Origin of the sequence: Methanosaeta sp. UBA458 (assembly GCF_002496085.1) — an archaeon.
Taxonomy (GTDB): Archaea; Halobacteriota; Methanosarcinia; order Methanotrichales; family Methanotrichaceae; genus Methanothrix; species Methanothrix soehngenii.
Genome location: NZ_DAIK01000090.1, coordinates 1 through 23,752 on the forward strand (window position 1 = coordinate 1; position 23,752 = coordinate 23,752).

Consider the following 23,752-nt stretch of genomic DNA (forward strand, 5'->3'; position numbering starts at 1 on the left):
CAGAACCTGCGCCGCTTCGTTAAAGACTGGCGAGATAGCGACTATCCCGGCGCATCCCAGACCACCAGAGACCTGCTCCATTTCTGGTTTGGCGAAGAGCACCTAAAAGAGAATGATGGGCAGCAGATCCCATTCCGCTACTACTTCTGCCAAAGAGAAGCCATAGAGACATTCATCTACCTGCACGAAGTGCGGGGCATTCGCACCCTCTCCACCATCACCGCCGAATTTCTGGGGGAAGACTCCTACGACACCGCCCTGGGTGTGAATCCCGACGACGACCGCTGGCCCAAATACGCCTTCAAGATGGCCACCGGCTCGGGCAAGACCAAAGTGATGAGCCTGGCCATAGTCTGGAGCTACTTTCACTCCCTGCGAGAGGAGGACTCTATTCTGGCCAGGGACTTTCTCATCATCGCCCCCAATATCACCGTCTTCGAGCGACTCAAGGAGGACTTCGGGGACGGCAAGGTCTTCGAAGCAGACCCACTCATCCCCGAAGCCTGGAGAGGGGACTGGAACATCTCCGTTGTCCTCCAAGACGAAGCCAGCGGAGCTGCCACCGGGGGCAGGATCTACCTGACCAACATTCACCGCCTCTATGACACCTCAAAACGCAGGTCAAAGAGCCTGGTGGAAAGCCACGACTGGCTAGGCCCTGCCGTCTCCAGGTCCAGAGCCCTTGATACCGGAGAGGCATTGAGGGAGCGGGTGACCTCCCACCGTAAAATTATGGTCCTGAACGATGAGGCCCATCATCTCTGGGACCCGGACAGTGCCTGGAATGATGCCATTGAATATGTCCACCAGACCATCCATGATCGAACCGGAGGAGAGATCGTCTCCCAGCTGGACTTCTCCGCCACTCCCAAGGACAACCACGGCAGAATCTTCCAGCATGTGATCTGCGATACCCCCCTGGGCGAAGCAGTGGACGCGGGCATAGTCAAGATCCCGGTTATAGGGCGGGGCGAGGGGCTGGTGGAGCGCCCCAGCGAGAATGCGGCAGACCGATTCCAGCAGCACCTGATGATCGGATACAAGCGCTGGCTTCTCTCCAGAGAGGAATGGGAGAAGAGCGGCAAGAAGGCGTTGCTCTTCATCATGGCTGAGAATACCGAGGCCGCAGATCAGATCGCCCGGGAATTGAATAGCTCCTCATTGTATTCAGAGCTTAATGGCCGGACCATAAACCTCCACACCCGCCTCAAAGGCAAGATCAAATGGATGGGCGGAAAGAAGAGCGGTATACCGGTATTCGAGGAGAGCGAGAAGGATATCAAAGATGAGGATCTGAGGGAATTAAGAAAACTCTCCCGCGAACTTGACCAGGGAACCAGCCCCTATCAATGCATCGTATCCGTCCTGATGCTCAGGGAGGGCTGGGACGTCCGAAACGTTACCACCATTGTTCCCCTCCGACCATTTACTTCTGATGCCAACATCCTTCCTGAGCAGACCCTGGGCCGGGGTCTGCGGCGCATGACCTACCCCGGCGGCCCTCATGAGATCTTAACCGTCATAGAACATTGGAAATTCGTTGAATTGTATCAAGACCAGTTGGGCGAAGAAGGCGTTTATCCAACGATTGTAGGTCCTGATAAAATTCCCAAGATCACTGTGAGCATCTTTCCCGATGGTGAGCACAAGGACCTAAATCAACTGGATATGCTCGTCCCTTCCATCTCCCCCGCCTACACCCGCATTCCCAAGCTGGAAGGGCTGACCATTGAGGATGTGAAGAAGCAGTTCTCAGCCCTTAAACATTTAAAGCTCAAAGAGCAGTCCTCCGACGAGATCCACTACGAAGGAAGAACGCTCATCACCAATGAAATCGTGGAGGAGATGAACATCAAGCTCCCCCTGCTGGAGAGCGGAGTGGGAGCCATATCCTTCTACCGCAGCGAGCTGGAGCATATCACCGGCCTGCATGGTCTTCACTCCTCTCTCGCCCCCCTGCTGGAGATATTCCTGACTGACATGCTCTTTGGGGAGAGAGTATCCCTCTTCGACCAGCGCCTGATCAACCGCCTGGCGGATCACGATGTCAGGGAGCATATTCGGGGCGTATTCGTGCCACTCATCCTGAGCAAGAGCACCATCAAACTGGAGGAGAGAGCAATTGGCAGCGGCAGATCGGTGGTTCAATGGAAGCCCTACCAGGCCAACCACTCCGAGCGCCATCCCACCATTGAGGCCACCAAGACCGTCTTCAACCTGGTTCCATGTACCAACGCCTTCGAGAGGGATATGGCCCTGTTCTTAGACCGGGCACCCGATGTTAAGGCCTTCTTCAGAAATGCCGGGCCGGAGGCGATCAGGATCGATTATCAGACTCATACCGGCAGGCTGGCTCATTATACTCCTGACTTCGTAATCCTGAACGATAGTGGCAGCTATGTCATGCTTGAGACCAAAGGAAGGGTGGACATAGACGTTCCCCTCAAGATCCGGGCGGCGATGGCCTGGTGTCAGGCCGCCTCAGATAGCGGAATCAAATGGGAGTATCTCTATGTTCCTCAGGAGACCTTCTCCCAGATCGATGATAATAAGCTTGAGATACTGTTTTCTTTATGCGAACCAGCCAAGCAGAACCTCATCCGGGAGAAGATAGAAGCTCCCTTGAGCTTGGAGAAAGGCAACCTGGAGAAGATTGCACTGGATGAATTCATTAGCGATGAGGATTTCGATCGCCTGCCCTTGAAAGCGAGAAAGGGCGTTCAGGAGGCGATAGCCCTCTTCAAATTCTTGGAGAACAAGACAGGAGTCTCCTATTCTCCGGTCTTCGCTCCGCTTCTGGGAGCAGTGGATGAAGCCGCCAAAGGATACATTATCTCAACTCTAAAAGGTGCCATTCCCGATGATCCCAATAAGAGGCAGAGGTTCTTTGAGCCTGATTTGAGCGTCCTGCATCCAAGAGACGAGAGCTTTCATAAGAGGCAAGCGTTCAACTTGCGCCGGACTCTTCTGGAGAACGATGGGATAATGCCCATAGGGCTATTGAAATGGTGTCTGGAGTATGCAAAAAGCCCTCGGGTTCCGCCCGGTGGGATCTTCTCTGCGATCAAAAGCAAATTTGCGGGTGCAGAGAAGAAGGATATATTGGATACTATCGATAAAATTTATTCCTTCAGAAATGAGTATATTGCCCATCAGGAAAAAGAGCTGGATGACATGAATACCGCAAAAGAGGCCATTGATGATTGGATAAAGGGACTAATACAGATATCAGGGTCGATCGAATGAAGCAACTTCCAATCAGGAAATTCGGATCTTAGGGGTGTTAGACATTTCAGAATCTAACGAGCGCCAATACTGGCTTTGGGTGACTCGTCCTGATTACTATCTGGATGAAGATGGTTGCGATCGGGAAGATCTTGATCCCGCATTGGGGGCTGACTCAGATGGCTGGTGGACCTGCAATAAAGCAACCAAAGAGGGTGACCTTGTTCTTTTATGGAGAACATCACCCAAAAAAGACATCCGCTATTTGATTCAAGCAGAGAGCGATGCATATTCTATTGCAGATGACAATGATAAGGGATGGGATTATGGCTGCGATTACGAAGTCCTCTATAAGTTCGAGCAATCCCTTCATGCAAAGGACCTGCGACAGAATCCGTATTTTGATGAGTGGGGGCCTCTCCGATGCAGTTTTCAAGGAAGCAATTTTAAAATATCGCTAGAATACTGGAACAAGCTTAATAATTTGCTTGCTTTAAATAATCCAGGATATAAAGATTTCATCGAGAATACTCAACGACTGCCTATAGCGGAAAGTATAGGATTGGAAAAAGATCTGGAAGATGCATTGGTAGCTAATTTGGATATTCTAAAAAGGTTTGGATATAATCTAGAATTATATAATGACCCGATCTCAAATCAAACCGGAAGGCAATTTATATGCAAAGGGAATGGCGGGCGAATTGATCTTCTCTGTTATGACCGGATAAAAAAACGATTTACAGTGATAGAGCTAAAAAACGTCAGAGCTAGCCAAAATACATTCGGGCAAATCTCGAATTATATGGGGTGGGTGCAAGAAAGGATTGCCAAGAGTGTTCCCGTCAAAGGGCTTGTGATAAGCAGAGGCTATGATACTCGATTTGAGTCTGCTCTCAAGATAACGGATAGAATAAGCCACATAAATGTAGAGGAGCTTGGATTCTCAGTTGCCCCTTCAGAGAAAGCGCAGAGTGTTGTTGATTTCAAGGATTCCGATGAACCAAGAATGAGAATCCCGAAATCTCGCGAAGCAAGTAAATGGCTCAAGAAAGGGGATGATCTATATGATCAAGGAAAATTTGATGAAGCCATTTCATGCTATGATAATGCCATAGGAAAAGATCCCAAGAACAAATTGGCATGGGTGAATAAAGGAGCTGCCTTATTAGAGCTGATGAAGTCTGATGAGGCCATCTCCTGCTTTGATAAAGCCACAGAGCTATATCCCAAATCCGCTGAAGCATGGAATGAAAAAGGATATGCTCTAAATAGATTGGATAGGTTTGATGAAGCCATAATCGCTTTTAATAATGCCATCGATATAAATCCCAGATCCGCTGATGCTTGGAATGGCAAGGGAATAGCTCTAGACAATTCGGGAAAGCATGATGAAGCCATTCAAGCCTATGATCGGGCCATAGCAATAAGACCTAAGTTCGCTATTGCATGGAATAATAAGGGATGGGCTTTATCTGGCCTAGGCAAGAAAGAGAAAGCTATCCAGGCTTATAATAAAGCAATATCGATAAATTCTAAAGATCCAAGCTCCTGGAATTGCAAAGGAAATGCACTGGCGGATCTTGGAAAGCATGACGAAGCGGTCAAGGCATATGGAAGAGCCATTGAGCTAGATCCAAAAGATGCGATACTCTGGAATAACAAGGGCGCTGCCTTTTATGGCCTTAGCAGGTACGAAGAGGCCCTTTATGCCTTCAACAAGGCTATTGAAATTGATCCGCAAGAGGCACTTATTTGGCATTTCAAAGGTGAAACCCTGAAGGCACTTAATCGAACAGAAGAGTCAGATTCCGCCTTTGCCAAGGCAAAAGAGCTGGGATATAGGGAAGAATGAAGTCATGAATTGCGGCCACCTCGCACAGCTCATCTGCCAGCTATCCCTGAAGCCCGGAGAAGAGGAGATCAAGAAGAAAGGCTGGTGGAAATTCTGGAGGAGGGGATAGATAATGTCCCTCAATCTGACAATAGTAAACTCGTCAACTCCATCCGGAATGAGCGATTTTCAAGTAATATCAGCTATCATTGTCCTCTGTGCTTTGGTTCTCGGTATAGCTAACGCATATTTTCATTGGAAGGATAAACAGCCAAATATAAAAGTAGATGCATACGAATTTGTAGACTCTGCGCATTCTCTAACAAGCGACCCCGAGAGGGTAATTACCATCAGAGGCGGCAAGATGGATAGGAGCAGACTGAGGAATCACCGCACTCGTATATGCCGTCCCATATACTGCAGCATGAAGTGCCAGGTAGCTTCATGGTAGCCTATGATAGGACGTTATCAACGAGAGCATTGGGTCTCCCAACACCTTTATTAATCAAGCCGCAATTTCCAGAAGGAGGCATAAATTATTGAATTCCTTGACATTATGAACATCTCACACCGCTATATGGAGATACTAAACCCTTCCACGCCTGAAAAGATCATCAAACTTGGCAAATTGCTCAAATTGGAAGAAGGAAAACGGGTCATTGACTTCGGTTGTGGTTGTGCCGAACCCCTTACTCTCTGGGCCGAGGAATTCGGTATTACTGGTATTGGAATAGATATATCCGAGGATTTCTGCGACAGGGCCAGGCAAAAACTGGCATCGAGTGGTTTGTCGGACCGAATCGAAATCGTTTGCTCCAATGGGGCTGATTACATATTCGAAGAAGGGGCTTTCGATGCCGCAACATGTATAGGGTCAACGTTTATTTTTGGCGGCTGGCAGCAGACACTCCAAGTACTGAAACGAGCAATTCGGCAGAATGGACGCCTTGGTATCGGTGAAACCCACTGGCTTAGCAATCAGGTACATCCGGAATACGCCCAAAAGCAGACCACTACCCATACAGAAACGGAACTAACTCAATTTGCCCGGGATGAAGGCCTTGAACTCGAATACATCATTCGTGCCAGCTACGACGACTGGGACAGGTACATTTCAGATGGTTGGTATGGACTTGTACGTTGGCTGGAAGATAATCCCACCCACGCGGACTATGAACAGGTATTCAAGCATTTCCGTGCTGACCAGGATGACTATTTACAGTTCCAGCGCCAATATATGGGTTGGGCCATGTACTGTCTCGCTCCAAGGAAATCTCGTTGACATGAGTCCATATCATTTATCGGCTTTGCGCCATCGAGCCCAGTAACCTGCATAATACTCATGCAGCCCTTCTGAAAGCTTATCCAGATCCAGTGGCGATCTATCTGCTCTTCTCCAGGGCTCGCTTCACCTTTGGCCAGGCTGCGGAGGCCCGTAGAAAGCTCTTCAGGTCGGCCAGCAACATCTGGTATAGCATCTGGTATCGCCTCATCCGCATTGAGCTTATACGCCAGGATGATCTGGGCGGCCAGGTTCTTCAGGCCCGTTTCAATTCCCTCCTGTCCTGGGGCCAGCTCGGCGAAGTGGTGAATATAGTTTCGCTCTTTTACCAGCCAGGCCAAAAAGCAGTCTTGCCCAGACCGGCATGGGCCTCCAGCACCAGATAGCCGCAACTGTTATTCTCATCATTTAGGATGAAATCGACCTGATTTATCAGCCACCTGTGGCCCACAAAGGACTCGATGTGAACCCGCCTGAAGACCCCATCGGGCTGAATAACTGCGTCTCGCAGCCGCTCGCCCAGGGAGACATGGCTGTTATCACCGGTGATGATAATGCTCTTTTCGATCCTACCTGTGGTTACGCTGCGATCCGAGGCCTCGATCTTTTCGTTCAAACTGCTCCGCCTTGGCTCTATTTTTATTGAAGGCCTCTGTCTGTTCTCAGCCAGCTAATCTTCGCTGGAGGGATTGGAGTGTCCGGTGGAAATTGTGCTTCCGGTGATATTTTGCGCTGCTACACTTCTGTGAGACGCATTAATGACGACCTTTCCCGATTCGGTCTCTTGTATCTCCTCCATCAATGCGCCGAGCTTCCGAGCGAAATCGGGATCCTCCTTCATCTTCTTGCCTATCTCCTCCTCTAGCGAGGCCACGCGCGCCTTGGATTGAGGATTCTTTTCCGCCAGACTTAAAATGGCCTCAGATTCTTTATCTCCCCTTAAATCTGCTCTTGACAAAGATCTGAAAGCTCGACAATCATTTGGCCTGTGCTCTTGCCAAATTCGCTGGCAAAAGCTTCGCCTCTTTAGCTAGGTATGGAGCCAGCACTGAGGAAGCCATCGCTGCAATTATTGATAGGTCCATCAAAAGCCTCGCAAAATTATTGTGGGACAGCAATATAAGCCTTCTGACCGCATCCTGGCTGATCTCTCAAGGATTGCATTTTTGTCCGGCAGTTATCCTGGATCTCGGCAGCAGAAGGTGCATCGGCTGGGATCTGGGTCGGTGTCTGGTCTGGGAGGCCAGATGGCCATGAATGCATTGGCCAAGGCATTGTGGATAGGTGGTCGGAATCCCTATCCGATCTCATTCATCATTCCGAAGAAGGGGTGCAGCATGAATCTAAAATTTATATCAACTGTCATAAAACATAAACAAGTAACACACTTCCACATCATTATTGAGGATTTTTTCTTCCCCTGAAAAAGCATTCCATATAGTTTGCCTGTTCTACATCGAGGTAAGGTAGATCTATATGCTCGTTTACAGAATCACAGTATTGTTCTGCAAAAAGCTGCAAATGAGCCGCTTTCCTTGCGACATCCTCATCGAAGGGAAGATGTTGTAGGATCGCATCGCTAATAAACATTATAAATTTTCTTCTTGACCTAGTTAGAGATACATTAAATCGACGTGGCTCTAGAATGAATTCCTCTTCTGCCGCAACAAAATCTCGATCAGCAACTACATAGCTGGCAATAATCATCTCCCTCTCCAAACCCTGAAATCTATCAACGGTGTCAACAAATGGCGATGGATCCAAGGGCATACCTGCGGCGCTAATCAATAGGTTTCTAATTGTGGACATTTGAGCCCTATGTGGAGTTACAATTCCCAAGCATTCTGACCAGAAATGTTTATCGGTAAGTGTTTTGTAGCTCTCATCTAAGGTCCTTTTATAAAGAAGGGAAAGTGATGCTACCATTTGGGCCTCGAATGGATTCGAAAGTGTCGATGTGTGGGTGCCGTAACTTATAACGACTACTGGCATATCAGGATCAAGGATTCTTAAGAAATGATCACTCCATGGTAATTGCGAAGGCCAATAACATGGTGGCTTGCCGGTTGGTTTTGGCAGCGTTATTTCGAGCTTTCGACTTGGGAAGTACGCTTCATATCCTTCAGTATAGAACCTATCCCTCGGCCATCCTGATATCTCGGTATTCATTCTGTAATTACATTCAAAAGCTACCGGTGTTATTCCATGGGTTTCTTGCATGTAAGAAAAAATGCAATCGAACAGTCCCTGAGTACTGTTATTCATTTTAAAGCTATAAATAGGTCCTAGTTGTCTGTGGTCTCCAGCAAGAACAACATGGCCATTCTCTTTAAGAAGAAGAAAATATGCTGCTGCATGAGAGACGGGCAGTTGGGATGCTTCGTCAATAACGAGCAGATCGAACCATTTCGCATTTGGAGAATCGCCTGTAAGAGATTCTGCCATTCTGCCGAGCTGTGTCCACGTGCCACCAATAACTAAAGCATTTTCAGATGATGATTGTATCTCATTGACCAACGAACGTGCATCTTCAGAGCCTCGAATAACATCCTCAATACGAGAATCCTTTGGCGGTTGAGCGGCACTGCTGCGAACTCGCGTCACTCGTATAGAACCTGGATCAGCACCTAATCTTATTCGGCGTTGGGCAAGAAGATCAATTACTCCACTGAGCACATTGTCGATTGCATTGTAATTATTTGCTCCGATACCAATTATAACAGACTCGTCATTTTCCCAAGCATTCTCGATCCAACCAAGAATAATCCCAGAAAGTACTGCAGTTTTGCCTGTTCCTGGTGGACCCCAAATTAAAGATATGCGTTTATTTATGGATTCACAAAATGCCTCTTTCTGGCGAGTATTAAATTCATGCTCCATATATCTGGATATCTGGATCAATAGATTGTATGCTTCTACTTGTCCCCTAACTATTGGCAATTGATTTGGGCCATACATTAAACTATGAGCTGGTTCTATTGTTTGAGAATGAGAAGTCCTTCTCGGCATTATAATGGCCTCCTTCTTCTTCTCAGAGGTGGAGGACTACCCCCAACGGCCTGCAGTACCTTCTTGATACGTTTGCTATTGTAATCTTGGTACAATGGATCAAGAACCATTGGATGATTTAAATCTAGCAAACCTTGATCCTGTGCAAACTGAAATAAGCCCTCGTGGTTAGGATGGACTACTAAAAATGGTGGATCGTGCATTGGTTCCATCTTCACAATCTCGACCTTTAATAAATCTCTTATTGGAGCTTTTATCATCCATTGGGCAATTAGATCTCTTTCGGTTAGCAATTGCCGCGCTTCATAGAACTGATATCCGAGATATATTCTCCAAGGAACATCTAATTCGATGTCGCTATCTTCGTTTGAGAGAGCAAGAAGGAAGTCGCCTTCGTTAATTCTCGCATCTCTGGACATTAGGGAAAATGATAAAGCAATCAAAATTGCCTCCCTATATTTTGGCTGAGCTTCCCTAATCTCTACGATAATTTCGTCATAAGGCGATCCACTCGCAAGCATTAGTCCTCTAATCGAGAAGAAAAGCGCTTCTCGTTCATCAACGGGAAGTGCCCTTCGTTCTCGATTTTCTAATTCGCTGCATGCTGCATTCAATCTTTCAAATGCGATTAGGCTTCTTGCTCGTTCAGGTACACGGGTTTGCGTAGGTGGTGAAGCGCTAAATGCTGATTTTCTGAGAATTAGCCGATCTCTATAATTTTCTCGTAAACGTCGTACAATCTGCTGCAATGCTCTAAGATGGATGCATGTTGCATTTCGAATACCTTCATAGACCTCATCACGTGTGAATAATCTCCATCTAGATGAATCATTAGGATAATCTGAATCATAATGTCGTAAGAAGATTCGATCTTGCCACAGTTCATAAGCACGCTCGAACGGGATCTGATCGCTCATTGGCGTTATAAAGCCGAAAGGAAGTTGAAAACGGTAATTTTCACCGCTAGCATTTTGAGTAGGGTAAAAAATGTTCGCAGTTTCAAAAAGTGTATAATCATGGGGTATCGGAAGGCCCACAAGCAATCGTATCACATCTTTGACGACCGTACCAGGTTGCGATCTAAATAGGTCCGGATCGGGTAAAACATCATCTGGAGGGAAGAGCCGAACAAGTAATTCAATCAAATCAATGATGCTCGGGTCATTCATGTGACGACCTAACATGCGACGAAGTTGTCTAACCTCGAGCTTATCCCAGAAAAATATATGCGAAGAAAGCCGCTGATTACTTAGCAAATTATCATTCTCATTCGATACTTCTTGAAGCCACCGAGAAATAAGAGTAACGAACTCAATCAATCTCGCTTTCTCCGTATCGGGATTCATTGATTCAACCCGGTCAACAATAAAAACATGTTCTTCGGTTTGAGGCGAGTCGCCCTGTTGACGGTCTGCTGGGAAGTATACTCTAGCAGCTCCCATTGCGAAAGTGATACCTGTGCCAGGATCGAAATGTATCGTGATAAATATATTCTGATTCGACCATGAAGGCATGATCGCACACTTACGACCACGGATGGCTTCAATCCTTCCTGTGAGCAGCGCCTTAGATCTAGCCATGAGAGCCGGAGCGTCAGCGCGAAGCTGATGACTAGAATTAATTGAACTCTGCCATTCTTCTGAATTTCTCTCAATTGCATCAGCTAGATCTCTAGTAGCAAATATGCCATTATTCCGGAGCAATTCTGCTTGTCCTTTGTTTAGCCATGGGACACGGCAGAGATGATCTTCAGATTCCGCTTCCTGTTTGCAATAATTTACATAATCGCATAATTGACATTTAGGACCTACATGCCAAGCAGCATCAAGAGGTTCTAGGCTGAGCACATGCAAAAGCCGTTCTTCAAAGAATTGTTTCACATGAACCTGATAAACCTCATAAGGAACAGGGATGAGTGTTTCTAGAAGAGCTTTGTTAATCGGATTTTCATCTCTTTTCGATCTATAATCCCGAACAAGGTTCCTGAAGGCATTAGCATCATGATTTCCTGGCCAGATGAATCCCTCTGCACTCACTGCATATCTATTAGAAAGGCCTTGCTCCCTGAGAGCTGCCGCGAGTGCAAGTGCATAAAAGGTCACCTCTGTAAAATGACGGAGTGATGGTTCAGCTGCCATCTTTACGTCAATGATGTGGACTTCATACTCCAGATCAGGACTAATTCGGCCAATAAGTGGTGCAGATGTTCGAGCGGGACGTATCCATAATATATCGGGCCTAGATCTTACCTCTTCGAGATTATACCTTCTATATGCTTCTTCAAGGCCTGGTGTAATATTTGAAGGTACAGCAAATTCAGCTTCAACTATCGCCTGCGGTGGATTTTGACGTCGAAGTATATCGAATAGATTCTGAATCTTATCAAAGAGGCCCCGTCCTACAAGCATGTCTTCATTTGGTTTTAAGACGTATTCTATCGAATTTGATGGAAAAGTGTCAACTAAATCCTGATATTTATCAGCTTCCCACCTCCGACCAGCGGCTTTAATTAAATCAATACCAGGACGTTTATAGGTCTCGGATTCTATCCCCAGAGAATCCTTCTCATCCTCATTTGCCAGTTGAAACCGAAGAAAACGGTCACAATCAAACCGGAACGTCTGTGCTATTGCACTTTTATCGAGCTTTGGCATATTTTTCTCCTGATTCGATTGTTAGTTTTAATGCATGTTGGAGCGGAATTGTCGAATCGTTATTATCTCCTATTTCGGCTGCAGCTGCAATAAAAGCACGCTCCAAGTTTAGTTTATCGGGTTCGCGAAATCCGATTACTCTTTTCGAATTTTGGAATCTCCATGCATAATAGCTAGCCATTTTTTTGGCAGATGCAATAGCTGATGAAGATACAACAACTGAATCACGACTACTTGGGTAACTCAGACGGAAGTTTTTTCTGCATATTAACACAGCATCCCATTTAATTGTCCCTTTGTAGGAACTTAGACCTTGTCCTTCGCCACGCAATGGAATAACTGAAGTGCATTTAAATCCTGATCGTGCCAGAGCTTCGCCAACCGCATTCCACGCCTTTGGAGATCTATGATGGTATGTAAAAACGAAGATCCCATCATTCTTAAGGACCCTGCAGCATTCTATAAAAATATTTAGTAGTATTCGATAGTACCTTGAAATAGCCATACTAGATCGACTTGTGAGCGCCAAGCTTTCGGAAATTGGCCCGGACAATATCGGATTGTTATAAGGATATTCTGCAGAACCCAAGGATTGGTGCCAGGAAAGATAAAAATCGGAGAGTTCTGAATAGCTTATATTGTCGAAATATGGTGGATCTGTGAGAATTAGATCAATAATTCCTGCGGGAATTCCACTGAGCTTCTCCGAAGTTTGAGTTATTATCGCAGCCGGAATCAATCTGGAGAGTACATGTTCAGGCTCTCTGGCAGTTGATGAAAAGTTTATTTTTATATTTAGCGAAGGTCTATGGCCGCCACTTGGATCAAGTTCGTAAGGGGATCGAGCGAAATCAGCCGCCTTTTTTATCTTGCTTAACGCATTCGGAAATGTTCCTCTGCCAATTCCATTCAACCATGGATTGATTTCTGTTGGTCGGGTAATATGTCGATATGAATGCATTGAGAACATGGGGCTGACACGACGGTAGCCAAATGCATAAGCAGTATACATGCAGTTCGTCGTCAGATGCTCACTAAAAGCCATAGTCAGGATTTGCCTTGCTCGACAATCTGGCATTTTTTTGATGGATTTTCCGAGAAGAGTTAAATGCAAAAGCTGTCGATCATTGAATAGATCACGATATCGCCTAATTCCGTGAATCATAGGACGTTTATCGGATCTGCCCACTAGAGGGATGGCACGATCAGGAGCAAGAGGACCTTGTTTGGCTTCAAGTTCTCGGATTAGCTTTGATGCCTTTTCGTAACAGCCACGATCGGCTTCTGTAGCTTCTTTGAACTTTCGTTTCACTCCATTAGTTGCAGGCTCTAAGTACTCTTGTGCAAATAGATACCATTCAGGCGATGCTAATGGATCTTGGCCGCGATCTGCAAGATTAAAAATGTTATTACAGGAAGGACAACATATTTTGCCTCTTTTTAGATCACCCTGCAAAATTCGTGTCTTATTACCGCATTCACAAAAAATTTCTTCTTGCCATATCGGTAACTCGTACACCGCGTGACAATCCTTGCAGAAAGCCCATTGAAGACTTTTTTCCTTGCTATAAGCTAGTCGGTAATGAGGATGCACTTCAAATTTGCACCCACAACTGCCGCAGGTTCTAAGCTCAACCCAAAAATGATGAAGAACTTCCCGTTCTCCTGCATCCTTGATGCAAGTTTTATGGAAAGGAGAGATTTGTTTGGAGATTGACGAAGTTATTTCAAGAATTGATGGATCGCATATATCACAATTTGCAGCTTCAAGCTCAAACCTAGTGATAAAGGTTGCAACAGGATCGATATCGTAACCGATTACATAACAATTGCAGCGGATAGCTTCTAAGAGACTTGTTCCTCCGCCAACAAAGGGATCCAGAATGATAGCTCCAGCAAGGGAGGTTTCACCTAGATAAGTGTCCCAAAAGCGGTCAGATTCATTTGCATGAAGTGAAAGACCTGTCAATATCGAGCGCACTTGAGAACCTAGACGCCTAGCAAACCAACGATGAACACGGAATAACGGATTGGTTCTTTGACCTTCACGCAAGGCGAGTTCTGCGATCTCCTCAATAGGTATTTGACCTGCTTCCAGTAGTGTAAATGAAGAAAAGCCTGTGAATTGCTTAACATCATTTTCAGCTGAATTAGTGCTCGTCTTGCACTCCGTTTGCAGCATAGCTAAGCACTACTCCCCTCTAGCATGGAGATCGCATATCTGATGCCTCTAAGGGATATGTTCCCTATGGGCCAATATTTTCTCATAATCCTCTATCCACTGGCGATCAGATGGATTGGTCTGGTGAAAAACTTTTTGGCCAAAGTTCGAGCTTCAAATATATATATGATTAATTCCTCCTGTGGATTGGTTTCGAGCATAGAACACAGGAGTATATGGCTGAGGGAGCCGCTCATCTTACCCAACGGATGGACTGAGCTGATAGGCAAATGGTCTAAAGCCCTTAACATAATGCTCGTCTTATTCGCCGGTGACATCATCAAGGAGGCCATTGCCCTAGGCCGGACCGCGTTCTAGCCGATTACAGGTTTCCGCTCCCATCCAGAACATCTGCAAATACTTTTATGACTCTAGAAGTTCATGCTGAGACCGATATCTATTCATATGTAATGGGCTTGTCAGCTTGCTGTGCAAAATATGGAAAGAAAAGTGTTCCGCGAGATTGTCGATCTAAGGCTATGGATTGCAGCTTTAGCGACCGGTGCATTCGGACTTATTTTACTTATAGTCTCGCTCTTCCTTTCAGGTCACAATATTCTGCAGCCATTTATCGCTAGTTTAGCTTCATTGTTAATAGCTACAATACCAATTACCTTAATATGGGAGCTATATGCCAAGAGAGCATTAATCAATGAAGTTAATGAGGAGATCGGACTAGAGAAGTCCCTTGAAGAGATAAAATCAATTTTAAAACTGCATAAAGATCTACAAGCTTCTGGATTAAGTAGAGTTACTCGCGATTATATGAGTCTTGACTGGATGGAACTATTTAAAAAAGTGCATAGATTAGATATATTTATTGCGTATGGCCGTACATGGCGAGCCAGGTATACTACACAGTTGAAGGAATTGGCATTGCGTTCTGATGTTACTATCAGAGTTGTGTTCCCTGATCCAGATAATCAAGAATTGATTAATGCGCTAGCTCATCGCATTAATGGAAAAACTTCAGAAGAGATAAGCAAAGAGATAAAGGATGCTGTGGCTGAATTTTCAAATATCTTTGCACATAGCCCAAACGGTGGTGCCAAGATCTCTATGTGGTATACTTCAGTTCTTCCGAATTTTGCTTTATATATTTTTGATGATAATATAATAACAACATTATATACCCATCGTAGACAGAGGATTGGCGTACCAACTCTGATATTCGAACATGGTGGTAGCATTTACGATTTCTTTAAAGAGGAATTTGAAGAACTTATTGATGAAAAGAATGAAATAGCAAGAAAAATTGAGAAGTAACAGAGGTATTGGATGGAACATTCGAAAAATGTGAACGATTATATATCTCTATCTAAGGGGGATATACCACCATCCGCCATTGGAAATGCCAAGCGCGTTGGCACCATAGCATGGGATATTGAAACCACAGGTCTTAATTGGAAAAAAGATCTCATTGGAACATGCCAAATATATATACCAAAAGATAAAATATATATTATAAATATAAATGATGAAACGCCTGTGTTTCTGCAATTATTACTACAAGATGATAAAATATGCAAGATTTTTCACTATGCGCCTTTCGATTTGCGTTTCATGTCTTATTGCTGGTCGGTCGAACCTCGAAATGTGGCTTGCACTAAGATAGCATCAAAAATACTGAATCCTTCTAGGAGGGATCATAGCCTCAAGACCATACTCCAAGACTATCTAGGAGTCATGATTTCCAAAGACATGAGGCTATCAAATTGGCTTATTACAGAACTTACTCATAATCAACTTGCTTATGCGGCTGCTGATGTATTTTACCTGCCGAGACTATTTAATGAATTAAAGCGAGAGTTGATAAGCTGCAATCGTTGGAATCTGGCAGAAGCTTCATTTAAATATTTGCCTATAAGGATTAAGTTAGATATCCTTGGGTCTAATGATGTATTTAACTATTAATAAATGAGAAAAGGCAGACTGCTCGGCTGACTCCTTTACATTGCTTATAGCCGATACACTTTACGGATTTCCCACTTTTTTTGAATCTATGGGATTGCTAAATACTAAAACTTCCGGATTGAGGATATAGTCACCAATGACATGCTATTCCTGGAGTATGAGAAGTATGCAGAACGATTCGATGCCCAAGATCTTTTAGCTCTGCTTCGCTTCAAAAATGCATGAATCATTAAGGTCGGGAGCATTTCGACTGCTATCAGGATTATATTGGACCCCGAAAATCAGCCAGGTTAATAGCAAGAATGGGCCTGAGGGACCTATTCGCCAGGATCACGCGCATCCGTGCGGGTGCGAGTGCGCAGGGCGGGAGTAAGAAGGAGCGTGGGCACTGGCGAGTGGGAGACTGATGAACTCTGATGGACTAAGGTCTGGATGCAGCATTCTATACCAAAATTAGCAATAGGCAGGACAACCACATCTCCTCTCACAAATCTTTCCAAGTTTCATCCTCCTCTGGGCTTAGCCATTCCCTTGCCAACACGGATTCGCTCAGCAATGCCGTCTCCATTCTTTTCTTTGATGCTTTTTCCTTCAAGAAATGAATAAAATCAAGTATCTCTTCGAGATAGGGCTCAGGGATGAGCTCAATCTCCTTTTGAATCAATTCCTTTGTCTTCATCTCAATATTGCTCATAGAACGCACTGCCCGCAATCCTGGCTGCCGCACTCGATGTTCTTTATCTTCCAGCGCAAGGCCCACAGCTTTATGCTCTTGATGACCTCGATCATCTCCAGGCCGCTCTCGGTGAGGGTGTACTCGCTCTTCAGGGGAAAGGCCTCGCTGTCCATCTTCTTCTCCACCAGCCCCTCCCGCTCCAATTCCTTGAGCCGAACGGATAGAACCTTCTGGGTGATCCCTGCCAGACAGCCCTTCAACTCAGAGAACCGCCTGGTGTGCCCCTCTCCCTTGTAGAGCTCCAAGAGTATTAGCATGGTCCATTTTCTGGCAATATACTTCACAGTCAGGTTCACTGTGCATCCTTCTTGCATGGTATACTCAGGGAAACTTTCGAGGTTATATACTTTAGTATCATTAGTATACTAGTTGTGAGGCAATAAAAAATGGCAGCTACTGAGAAACTGGACATGTTCTGCTACCAGTGCTCCCAGACCGCTCGGGGCACCGGCTGCACACTGAAAGGAGTATGTGGAAAGGAACCGATCGTCGCCCGGCTGCAGGATAACCTGCTCTTCGCCATCAAGGGCATCAGCGCCTATCTCTATCATGCCCGGGAGCTGGGCTACAGCGATCCGGAGGTGGACGCATTCATAGAGAAGGGCTTTTTCTCCACACTGACCAATGTGAACTTCGACCCGGCGGAGTTCCTCAATCTGGCAGTGAAAGCGGGGGAGATGAATATCAGGACCATGAAGCTGCTCAAGCAGGCGCACATCGAGAGGTTCGGCGAGCCCACGCCCACCAAGGTGAGGACGGGAACGGTAAAGGGCCACGGCATCATTATCACCGGCCACGACATGAACGCCCTGGATAAGCTCTTGCAGCAGGTGGAGGGCACAGATGTATTCGTCTACACCCACTCCGAGATGCTCCCCGCCCACGGCTATCCGGGCTTGAGAAAGTACAAGAACCTGGCAGGCAATCTGGGCAAAGCCTGGTTTGACCAAAAGAAGCTCTTCGCCCAGTATCCCATGGCCCTCCTGGGCACCTCCAACTGCTTCCTTCCTCCGCGTGAGGAGTACATCGACCGCATGTTCTCCACCGGGCCGGTCTACCTGCCAGGGGTCAAGCACATCGATGGATACGACTACTCCGAGGTTATCGCTCGAGCTCGAGAGCTGCCGGAGCTCCCAGACGCCCCGGGAGATTATGAGCTGACCACCGGCTTTTCCACCTCCGTCCTGCTCTCCCACGCAGCCAAGATCAAGGAACTGGTGGAGAAGGGCAAGATCAAGAGGTTCTTCTTAGTGGGCGGCTGCGATGCTCCCCTGAAGAAGTCCGACTACTACCGGGAGCTGGTGCAAAAGCTGCCCCAGGATGTAGTGGTCCTCACCTTAGCCTGCGGCAAGTTCCGCTTCAATGACCTGGATTTAGGGGATATCGAGGGCATCCCCCGCTTGATTGATCTCGGGCAGTGCAACGATGCCATCGTCGCCCTGGAGGTGGCCGGAGCTCTGGCCGACCTGTTCGGGGTGGGAGTTAATGATCTGCCCTTGACACTGGTGATAAGCTGGATGGAGCAGAAGGCTGTGGCCATTCTCTGGTCCTTGCTGGCATTGGGAATCAAAGGGATCTGGTTGGGCCCCATCGTCCCCGGATGGATCAATGATGATATGCTAAAGATCCTGGTGGACCAGTACGACATCCGGCTGATCAGCACTCCGGATGAGGACATTAAGAAGATGATGGGGTAGATGATTGGGAGTCGCAATGGTAAAGAGAAATATCATCAAGATCGATGAGTCACTCTGCAATGGCTGCGGCAGCTGCGTTATCGCCTGCTCAGAGGGAGCGATAGAAATGGTGGATGGCAAAGCGCGGGTGGTAAGAGAATCGTTTTGCGACGGCCTGGGGGCATGCATTGGCGAGTGTCCAACCGGGGCTTTGACCATTGAGCGAAGAGATGCAGAAGCATTCGATGAGAAGGCAGCCGTGGAGCATCTGCAGCAATCCAAAGCTGCTGGCAGCGCTCTCGCCGAAAATAGGGCAAAACAAGAGGGCGAATCGGGTCCAGTAGCCCCCTGCGTCCTCCCAATTCATCAACCACAGAGATCGAGTATGGGGGCAGGAGAGGGACCAGGACAGCATTCAAACAAGCTCGGCCCCTCCTCCCAGCTCTCGAGCTGGCCTATCCAGATGCGTCTGGCCCACACCGATGCCCCCTACTTCAAGGACGCCAGTCTGCTGATAGCCGCGGACTGCTCGGCATTTGCCTGCCCTGTCATCTCCGAGCTCATCCGAAAAAGGGTGGTTCTCATCGGCTGCCCGAAGCTGGATCAGAGCGAGACCTTCATCTCTAAATTGGCGGAGATCCTCAATTCGAATGAGATCCGGGATATAGCCGTCCTCAGGATGGAGGTTCCCTGCTGCTACCATATCATTAACCTGGTGGAGCAGGCAATGAAGAGGTCAGGAAAGAATATCCCCCTCGATCATTTCATATGCATGATCGACGGGAAGGTAGTAAACGATACAGGAATGGTGAGAAGATGAAGCTGGCGGTATACTACAGTGGCGACTTCGGCAGCCGGGTGGTTGGAAACCTGGTGAACTTCTCAGGGTTCTGCATCTCCTGCGCAGACGCCTGCACCGAATGCCGGAACGTTGCCCCGGACCTGGCAAAAGATATTGTGGCATTGGTGGAGATGCCAGATCCATCGACTTATGGGGATTTCATAGATGATGTAGAGCCCTTGCTCCCTCAGGATATTCCCAAGGTGGATCTGGTCATTGTGATCAATGTCCATCCCGATATCCTCTACGGCCTGCTCCCCAAGTTCAAAGAGGCTGGGGTCAAAGCGATCATCGGCGGATCGGAGTCTCCCAAGGAGATGCCTTTGGGGCAGAGAAGACAGGTGGAGGAGAAGGCAGCGGAGCTGGGGATGGAGGCGGCCTTTGCCAAGCCGTTTTGCGCTCTCGCCCCCGATCCAAATAAGCCCATCATCGCTCAGTTCCTGAAAGAGGCGAGAATTGGCAATCCGGTGATAGAGTTCACCGTCCAGGGCAGCAGAGAGGGAAAGGAGGTGATCATGGGGGCTAATGTCGTGCGAAGCGCCCCCTGCGGATCCACCTGGTTTGTGGCCAAGAAGATGCTGGGCCTGGAGACCGATCAGCCCGACCTGAGGGAGAGGATATCCGAGGCTCACCATTCCTATCCCTGCACCGGCTCTATGGAGAGGGATGCAGAACTTGGAGACACTGTGCTGCATGTGGGCGGCTATATCATACGCGATGCAGTGGAGGGGGGGCTGAAGAAGGCAAGCAAGCTGCCTAGATCCAAGCTGCCCAAGCCAGGCAGCTCAATTGTAATCTAGAGATCGATCAGCGCTGTGAGCCAGTCCGCTCCGCCAGCAGGAACCGGCTCCAGCTCTCCAGTTGATTTGTTTAAGGCGTAGCCTGAAGGCACGCCGCCCCAGCTCCATAGCCCTCCGTTCTGTCCTCTAACCTGATCCAGCGATTCATTCTCGCTACTGGTCTGGTCAATGGTTAGATTTGCCACCGTCTGATTCTCTGTCCTGCTGTTCATGCCATCCAGTATCGCTTTGCCCGCGCTTCCATCCAGCTTCATGGGAGCTGCCAGGCAGCCCGCACCTAAAAGCAGGAAAGCCAACAAGTATATCACCAGTTTTTTCATATCAACCACACCTCATCGTTCGGCCTCGGAGGCGCTCATTCTGCTCTGAGCGCCTCGATCGGATCGAGCTTTGCCGCTTTATTCGCCGGATAATAACCGGCAATGGTGGTGGTTAGGACGCCGAACAGAACGCCCAATACTATCGACTCGGGGGTTATGGACGATGGCAGCCCGGCCAGAGAGCCTATGAGAAGAGATGTTCCCATCCCTAGTATTATTCCTATCAGGCTTGAGACCATTCCTAAGACTCCTGCCTCCAGCAGATACTGCCTGCGAATGTCCTCTACTGTCGCCCCCAGGGCGAGCATGGTCCCAATCTCCCTGATCCTCTCCTTTACGGTGAGCATCATCACATTGGCGATGCCGATTCCCCCCACCAGCAGTGATATGGCCCCGATTCCCGCCAGGGCGTACTTGATCATGGAGAGGGTGCTCATCAGGGTGCTGAGCATATCCCGGGCGGTGGTGGCATCATAAGCCTCGTCCTTATGGTAGCGACGAAGGTCGTTTATGATCCTCTCGATTATATAATCCGCCTGATCGGGATCGGAGACTGTGACCTGAAAGGTCTGATAGTAGTAGTTCTCCTCATCCAAGAGCTCTTCCATGGCTTTATGAGTGACATACATGGCATTGTCAGCGCTATCTCCCATACCACCGCCAAAGCCCGAATCCTCCTCTTCCTCCAGCACCCCTACCACAGTGAAGTCCATGGGCTGGTCACGATAGTACAGTCGGATCTTGTTCCCTGGAGTGACCTTCATGCGAAACATCACCTGGGATATGCCATTGCCTATCACTATCGACCTGTAATCCGAGCCCGAGAGCCACCTGCCCTGTGCCACCTTTTCCTTCAGATCCTGCTCTTTGTCCGGGTCCACCCCGGTGAGGCTGCCGGAGCTGTTAGTGTTCCTGAAGGAGATCACCACGCTGGCCCCTGTCTGTGGTGCGACATTCTTGACCCCCACAACGTTCTCTAAAACCTTGGTGTCCTTATCAGTGAACTTAGCGGGCTCAGCAGCATTTCGGCTTCCTGGCTCCCCGTCCGGCCCGCCAAAGCGAGCGCTGCCTGGAATTACATGGATCACATCCAGGTCCAAGGTGGAGAACTGGCTGGAGACACCAGAGTATAGCCCCTCCCCCACTGAGAGCATCACCACAATCGCCAAGACGCCGATGATTATTCCCAGGGAGGACATGAGCGTCTTGAAGCGATCGCTTCTGAATCCCAGGGAGATGAACTCCAGCATATCCTGCAGTCTCATTCTCGCCACCCAACAAGGCTCAGGCTCATTTCAGATCCTTCAAGATGACCCCTTTCCCCCATCGCCATTCTTCGAGAGCCTCTTTTTTCGGTAGAGGTAGCCCCCAGCAGCCAAAAGGACCAGGGCACCAATGGCCATGAGCAGGAGATTGTTGTTCGGCCGGTCAGCTTGCAGAGGCGGGGTGTAAGTGGCGATGTAAGGCTCTGACTCATGCCAGGTATCGCCGTTCTTGAACTCAGCCACAAAGCTGACATTGGAGGGATTTCGGGCACTCTTCCCCAGATCGGTGTACTCCACACCAAAACTGATGGTGAAGACCTCATCCGGGTCCATCGTGCCGATATAGTACCTCTCCGGGGAGAACCTCATTCCCTGGGCTGAGGGCACTATGGTCACGGCGTTGAGGGTGTTCTCCCTGGGGTTGGCCACATTCAGGTTAACGGTGGCCTTGGAAGGGGTCGTGGATGGGGAGGAAGAGGTTGAGTCGATGATGGCCATGCTCACCGCAGAAGGATCGACCTTGATCGGAATATTGCGGTTGATGGTGATCATATCGTAGCCCCCCAGAACTGTAAAATCAAGAAGGGTAGTGCCGGCGCTCACGTTCTCCCGTGCCCTGACCTTATAGAATACGGTGATTTGATCGTTCGGACCGACCATTCCCAGGTCATAGCGATAGGGATCGATGACCTCCAGCTCAGAGGTGCCCTGGAGCAGTGTACGATTGATGGGAGTGGATAATAGGACATTTGAGGAGAGGCTTGAGACCCCTGCATCCTTTCCTACGCCGTAGGCTGCTGCTCCGTTCTGCATCTGAATGGCTAAAATCGCCTCATCCCCGGGCATGAGCACTGCGGGAGTGGTACTGCTCTGGATATTCACTGGCATGCGATACTCATATCCTCCTGCCAGGCCCGTTATCAGAAGCGCCAAAATGATGATTAGTATTCTCTTCATCTAGCAATTCTCCAAAATTCGTCCGTCTCTGAGCCGGATGACCCGGCTGCAGTTCTCTGTTATCTCCGGATTGTGGGTGACCATGATGATCGTTCTGCCCTCCTCATGCAACTGGTTGAGGATTTTCATGACCTCATCGCTATTCTTTAGGTCCAGGTTGCCCGTGGGCTCATCGGCTATTATGATCTGGGGATCGTTGGCAAGAGCTCTGGCTATCGCCACCCTTTGCCGCTCCCCGCCAGAGATGTTCTGGGGGCCGAAGTCCGCCCGGTGGGCGACATTTATGCTCTCCAAGAGCTTCATGGCCCTCTCTCGTCTCACCCCGCGGGGGACTCCGCGCAGCATCATGGGAATTTCCACATTCTGCAGGACCGATATCCGGGCGATGAGGTTGAAGGTCTGGAAGATGAAACCCATCTCCTCCCGCCGGATCCTGGCCAGCTCCTCGTTCGGCGTCCGGCTGATATCCTTGCCCAGCAGTAAAAAGCGGCCGCTAGTGGGCCGGTCCAGGCAGCCGATGATGTTCAGCAGGGTGGACTTGCCGCTGCCAGATGGCCCCATCAACGCCACGAACTCCCCATTCTCTATCTCCAGATCTATGCCTTTCAAAACAGGATATTCGCTCCTGCCGATGAGATAGGTCTTACGGATGTCCTTCAGCTCTATAAGTACAGGAATGGCACTCAGCTCTCTCTTATCTTTTTTATCTTCATATATTTTCCGTTAGCCTGTCAGGCTGCCCCTTTTAGAAGCCCGGTTGAGCATTTTCATTGCTGGCCATGCCCTCCGACCGATCGGCTTTAGGAATCGTCCAGACGGGCAGGCCGTGATTGTTCCGGGTCAGGATGAAACCCAAGCGCCTCAGCTCCATTCTGGCCTCCTGGGGGCTCAATCCGCAGGCCTGGGCCACGCGCTTCAGTTCGCCCCGATCGAGGATCTGGCCCCTCAGACATGGTTTATGCTTTAAGTATTCTCTGATCGCTCTCATGATCTGACTCCTTATCAATCAGGTGCTCTGCCT

At 48.2% G+C, this 23,752-nt stretch carries 21 protein-coding genes; 9 read left to right on the forward strand and 12 right to left on the reverse strand.

What is annotated here, in order from left to right; genetic code table 11:
* From BP822_RS06180 to BP822_RS06190, 3 genes are all read left to right on the forward strand, one after another.
* Window positions 1–3,246, forward strand: a 3,246-nt coding sequence (locus BP822_RS06180; RefSeq protein ID WP_286877971.1) for a DEAD/DEAH box helicase family protein, incomplete at its 5' end; no start/stop codon positions are given.
* 79 nt (window positions 3,247–3,325) lie between these two features.
* Entirely contained in the window at window positions 3,326–5,077 is a 1,752-nt protein-coding gene (locus tag BP822_RS06185; RefSeq protein ID WP_286877972.1) for a tetratricopeptide repeat protein, read from the forward strand.
* 535 nt (window positions 5,078–5,612) lie between these two features.
* Window positions 5,613–6,338 (forward strand): SAM-dependent methyltransferase, encoded by a 726-nt coding sequence (locus BP822_RS06190; protein WP_286877973.1) that lies wholly within the window; start codon window positions 5,613–5,615, stop codon window positions 6,336–6,338.
* A gap of 325 nt (window positions 6,339–6,663) precedes the next feature.
* On the opposite strand, the gene BP822_RS06195 is transcribed toward BP822_RS06190, so the two are convergent.
* The 5 genes from BP822_RS06195 to BP822_RS06220 all read right to left on the reverse strand — a co-directional run bounded on the left by BP822_RS06195 (window position 6,664) and on the right by BP822_RS06220 (window position 14,183).
* A complete protein-coding gene (locus BP822_RS06195; RefSeq protein ID WP_286877974.1) occupies window positions 6,664–6,954 on the reverse strand; it encodes a hypothetical protein in 291 nt (96 codons plus the stop codon).
* A gap of 54 nt (window positions 6,955–7,008) precedes the next feature.
* A complete protein-coding gene (locus tag BP822_RS06200; protein WP_286877976.1) occupies window positions 7,009–7,296 on the reverse strand; it encodes a hypothetical protein in 288 nt (95 codons plus the stop codon).
* 440 nt (window positions 7,297–7,736) lie between these two features.
* Window positions 7,737–9,347: a DEAD/DEAH box helicase gene (locus BP822_RS06210; RefSeq protein WP_286877978.1), complete on the reverse strand. Its 1,611-nt coding sequence runs from the start codon at window positions 9,345–9,347 to the stop codon at window positions 7,737–7,739.
* Complete coding sequence (locus BP822_RS06215; protein ID WP_286877979.1) at window positions 9,347–12,001, reverse strand: hypothetical protein; 2,655 nt, start codon at window positions 11,999–12,001, stop codon at window positions 9,347–9,349. Before BP822_RS06215 ends, BP822_RS06210 begins: the two co-directional genes overlap by 1 nt.
* On the reverse strand, window positions 11,985–14,183 hold the full coding sequence (locus tag BP822_RS06220; protein ID WP_286877980.1) for a hypothetical protein: 2,199 nt from the start codon (window positions 14,181–14,183) through the stop codon (window positions 11,985–11,987). The genes BP822_RS06215 and BP822_RS06220 overlap by 17 nt, the downstream gene beginning before the upstream one ends.
* A 42-nt stretch (window positions 14,184–14,225) precedes the next feature.
* On the opposite strand from BP822_RS06220, the gene BP822_RS06225 reads away from it, so the two are divergent.
* The 3 genes from BP822_RS06225 (at window position 14,226) to BP822_RS06235 (ending at window position 16,136) form a co-directional block, all read left to right on the forward strand.
* Window positions 14,226–14,540: a hypothetical protein gene (locus tag BP822_RS06225; protein ID WP_286877981.1), complete on the forward strand. Its 315-nt coding sequence runs from the start codon at window positions 14,226–14,228 to the stop codon at window positions 14,538–14,540.
* A gap of 120 nt (window positions 14,541–14,660) precedes the next feature.
* Window positions 14,661–15,488, forward strand: coding sequence for a hypothetical protein (locus tag BP822_RS06230; RefSeq protein ID WP_286877982.1), 828 nt, complete (start codon window positions 14,661–14,663; stop codon window positions 15,486–15,488).
* Between the two features lie 12 nt (window positions 15,489–15,500).
* Window positions 15,501–16,136: a ribonuclease D gene (locus tag BP822_RS06235; protein WP_286877983.1), complete on the forward strand. Its 636-nt coding sequence runs from the start codon at window positions 15,501–15,503 to the stop codon at window positions 16,134–16,136.
* A gap of 484 nt (window positions 16,137–16,620) precedes the next feature.
* On the opposite strand, the gene BP822_RS06240 is transcribed toward BP822_RS06235, so the two are convergent.
* Together BP822_RS06240 and BP822_RS06245 are read right to left on the reverse strand one after the other, a co-directional pair.
* Window positions 16,621–16,815, reverse strand: coding sequence for a DUF2281 domain-containing protein (locus BP822_RS06240; protein WP_286877984.1), 195 nt, complete (start codon window positions 16,813–16,815; stop codon window positions 16,621–16,623).
* An 11-nt stretch (window positions 16,816–16,826) separates the two neighbouring features.
* Window positions 16,827–17,186, reverse strand: a complete 360-nt coding sequence (locus BP822_RS06245) for a winged helix-turn-helix transcriptional regulator (protein WP_286877985.1) — start codon at window positions 17,184–17,186, stop codon at window positions 16,827–16,829.
* A gap of 72 nt (window positions 17,187–17,258) precedes the next feature.
* On the opposite strand from BP822_RS06245, the gene hcp reads away from it, so the two are divergent.
* Genes hcp through BP822_RS06260 form a run of 3 tightly spaced genes read left to right on the forward strand, consistent with a single transcriptional unit; the run spans window position 17,259 to window position 20,189 of the window.
* A complete protein-coding gene (gene hcp, locus BP822_RS06250; RefSeq protein WP_286877986.1) occupies window positions 17,259–18,569 on the forward strand; it encodes a hydroxylamine reductase in 1,311 nt (436 codons plus the stop codon).
* Window positions 18,570–18,585: 16 nt separating this feature from the next.
* Window positions 18,586–19,368: an ATP-binding protein gene (locus tag BP822_RS06255; RefSeq protein WP_273271761.1), complete on the forward strand. Its 783-nt coding sequence runs from the start codon at window positions 18,586–18,588 to the stop codon at window positions 19,366–19,368.
* A complete protein-coding gene (locus BP822_RS06260; protein ID WP_013719638.1) occupies window positions 19,365–20,189 on the forward strand; it encodes a DUF166 domain-containing protein in 825 nt (274 codons plus the stop codon). Before BP822_RS06255 ends, BP822_RS06260 begins: the two co-directional genes overlap by 4 nt.
* Here BP822_RS06260 and BP822_RS06265 read toward each other — a convergent pair.
* The 5 genes from BP822_RS06265 to BP822_RS06285 form a co-directional block, all read right to left on the reverse strand.
* Window positions 20,186–20,509 carry a hypothetical protein gene (locus BP822_RS06265; RefSeq protein ID WP_013719637.1) on the reverse strand — a complete coding sequence of 108 codons (324 nt, stop codon included), beginning with the start codon at window positions 20,507–20,509 and terminating at the stop codon, window positions 20,186–20,188. The two genes, BP822_RS06260 and BP822_RS06265, sit on opposite strands and share 4 nt — an antisense overlap.
* A gap of 35 nt (window positions 20,510–20,544) precedes the next feature.
* Window positions 20,545–21,774 (reverse strand): ABC transporter permease, encoded by a 1,230-nt coding sequence (locus BP822_RS06270; RefSeq protein WP_273278250.1) that lies wholly within the window; start codon window positions 21,772–21,774, stop codon window positions 20,545–20,547.
* A 39-nt stretch (window positions 21,775–21,813) separates the two neighbouring features.
* Window positions 21,814–22,731 (reverse strand): LPXTG cell wall anchor domain-containing protein, encoded by a 918-nt coding sequence (locus BP822_RS06275; RefSeq protein WP_286877987.1) that lies wholly within the window; start codon window positions 22,729–22,731, stop codon window positions 21,814–21,816.
* Window positions 22,732–23,340: an ABC transporter ATP-binding protein gene (locus tag BP822_RS06280; RefSeq protein ID WP_013719634.1), complete on the reverse strand. Its 609-nt coding sequence runs from the start codon at window positions 23,338–23,340 to the stop codon at window positions 22,732–22,734.
* Between the two features lie 136 nt (window positions 23,341–23,476).
* Complete coding sequence (locus BP822_RS06285; protein WP_273278249.1) at window positions 23,477–23,719, reverse strand: hypothetical protein; 243 nt, start codon at window positions 23,717–23,719, stop codon at window positions 23,477–23,479.
* Window positions 23,720–23,752: the final 33 nt, after the last annotated feature.

What these genes read in the sequence shown, in the direction of transcription:
- BP822_RS06245 (WP_286877985.1), bottom strand. Translation starts at nt 17,186, where the DNA reads ATGCAAGAAGGATGCACAGTGAACCTGACTGTGAAGTATATTGCCAGA.
- BP822_RS06220 (WP_286877980.1), bottom strand. Translation starts at nt 14,183, where the DNA reads ATGCTGCAAACGGAGTGCAAGACGAGCACTAATTCAGCTGAAAATGAT.
- BP822_RS06265 (WP_013719637.1), bottom strand. Translation starts at nt 20,509, where the DNA reads ATGAAAAAACTGGTGATATACTTGTTGGCTTTCCTGCTTTTAGGTGCG.
- BP822_RS06270 (WP_273278250.1), bottom strand. Translation starts at nt 21,774, where the DNA reads ATGAGACTGCAGGATATGCTGGAGTTCATCTCCCTGGGATTCAGAAGC.
- BP822_RS06275 (WP_286877987.1), bottom strand. Translation starts at nt 22,731, where the DNA reads ATGAAGAGAATACTAATCATCATTTTGGCGCTTCTGATAACGGGCCTG.
- BP822_RS06235 (WP_286877983.1), top strand. Translation starts at nt 15,501, where the DNA reads ATGGAACATTCGAAAAATGTGAACGATTATATATCTCTATCTAAGGGG.
- BP822_RS06230 (WP_286877982.1), top strand. Translation starts at nt 14,661, where the DNA reads ATGGAAAGAAAAGTGTTCCGCGAGATTGTCGATCTAAGGCTATGGATT.
- BP822_RS06285 (WP_273278249.1), bottom strand. Translation starts at nt 23,719, where the DNA reads ATGAGAGCGATCAGAGAATACTTAAAGCATAAACCATGTCTGAGGGGC.
- BP822_RS06210 (WP_286877978.1), bottom strand. Translation starts at nt 9,347, where the DNA reads ATGCCGAGAAGGACTTCTCATTCTCAAACAATAGAACCAGCTCATAGT.
- BP822_RS06215 (WP_286877979.1), bottom strand. Translation starts at nt 12,001, where the DNA reads ATGCCAAAGCTCGATAAAAGTGCAATAGCACAGACGTTCCGGTTTGAT.
- BP822_RS06260 (WP_013719638.1), top strand. Translation starts at nt 19,365, where the DNA reads ATGAAGCTGGCGGTATACTACAGTGGCGACTTCGGCAGCCGGGTGGTT.
- BP822_RS06190 (WP_286877973.1), top strand. Translation starts at nt 5,613, where the DNA reads ATGAACATCTCACACCGCTATATGGAGATACTAAACCCTTCCACGCCT.
- BP822_RS06255 (WP_273271761.1), top strand. Translation starts at nt 18,586, where the DNA reads ATGGTAAAGAGAAATATCATCAAGATCGATGAGTCACTCTGCAATGGC.
- hcp (WP_286877986.1), top strand. Translation starts at nt 17,259, where the DNA reads ATGGCAGCTACTGAGAAACTGGACATGTTCTGCTACCAGTGCTCCCAG.
- BP822_RS06240 (WP_286877984.1), bottom strand. Translation starts at nt 16,815, where the DNA reads ATGAAGACAAAGGAATTGATTCAAAAGGAGATTGAGCTCATCCCTGAG.
- BP822_RS06225 (WP_286877981.1), top strand. Translation starts at nt 14,226, where the DNA reads ATGCCTCTAAGGGATATGTTCCCTATGGGCCAATATTTTCTCATAATC.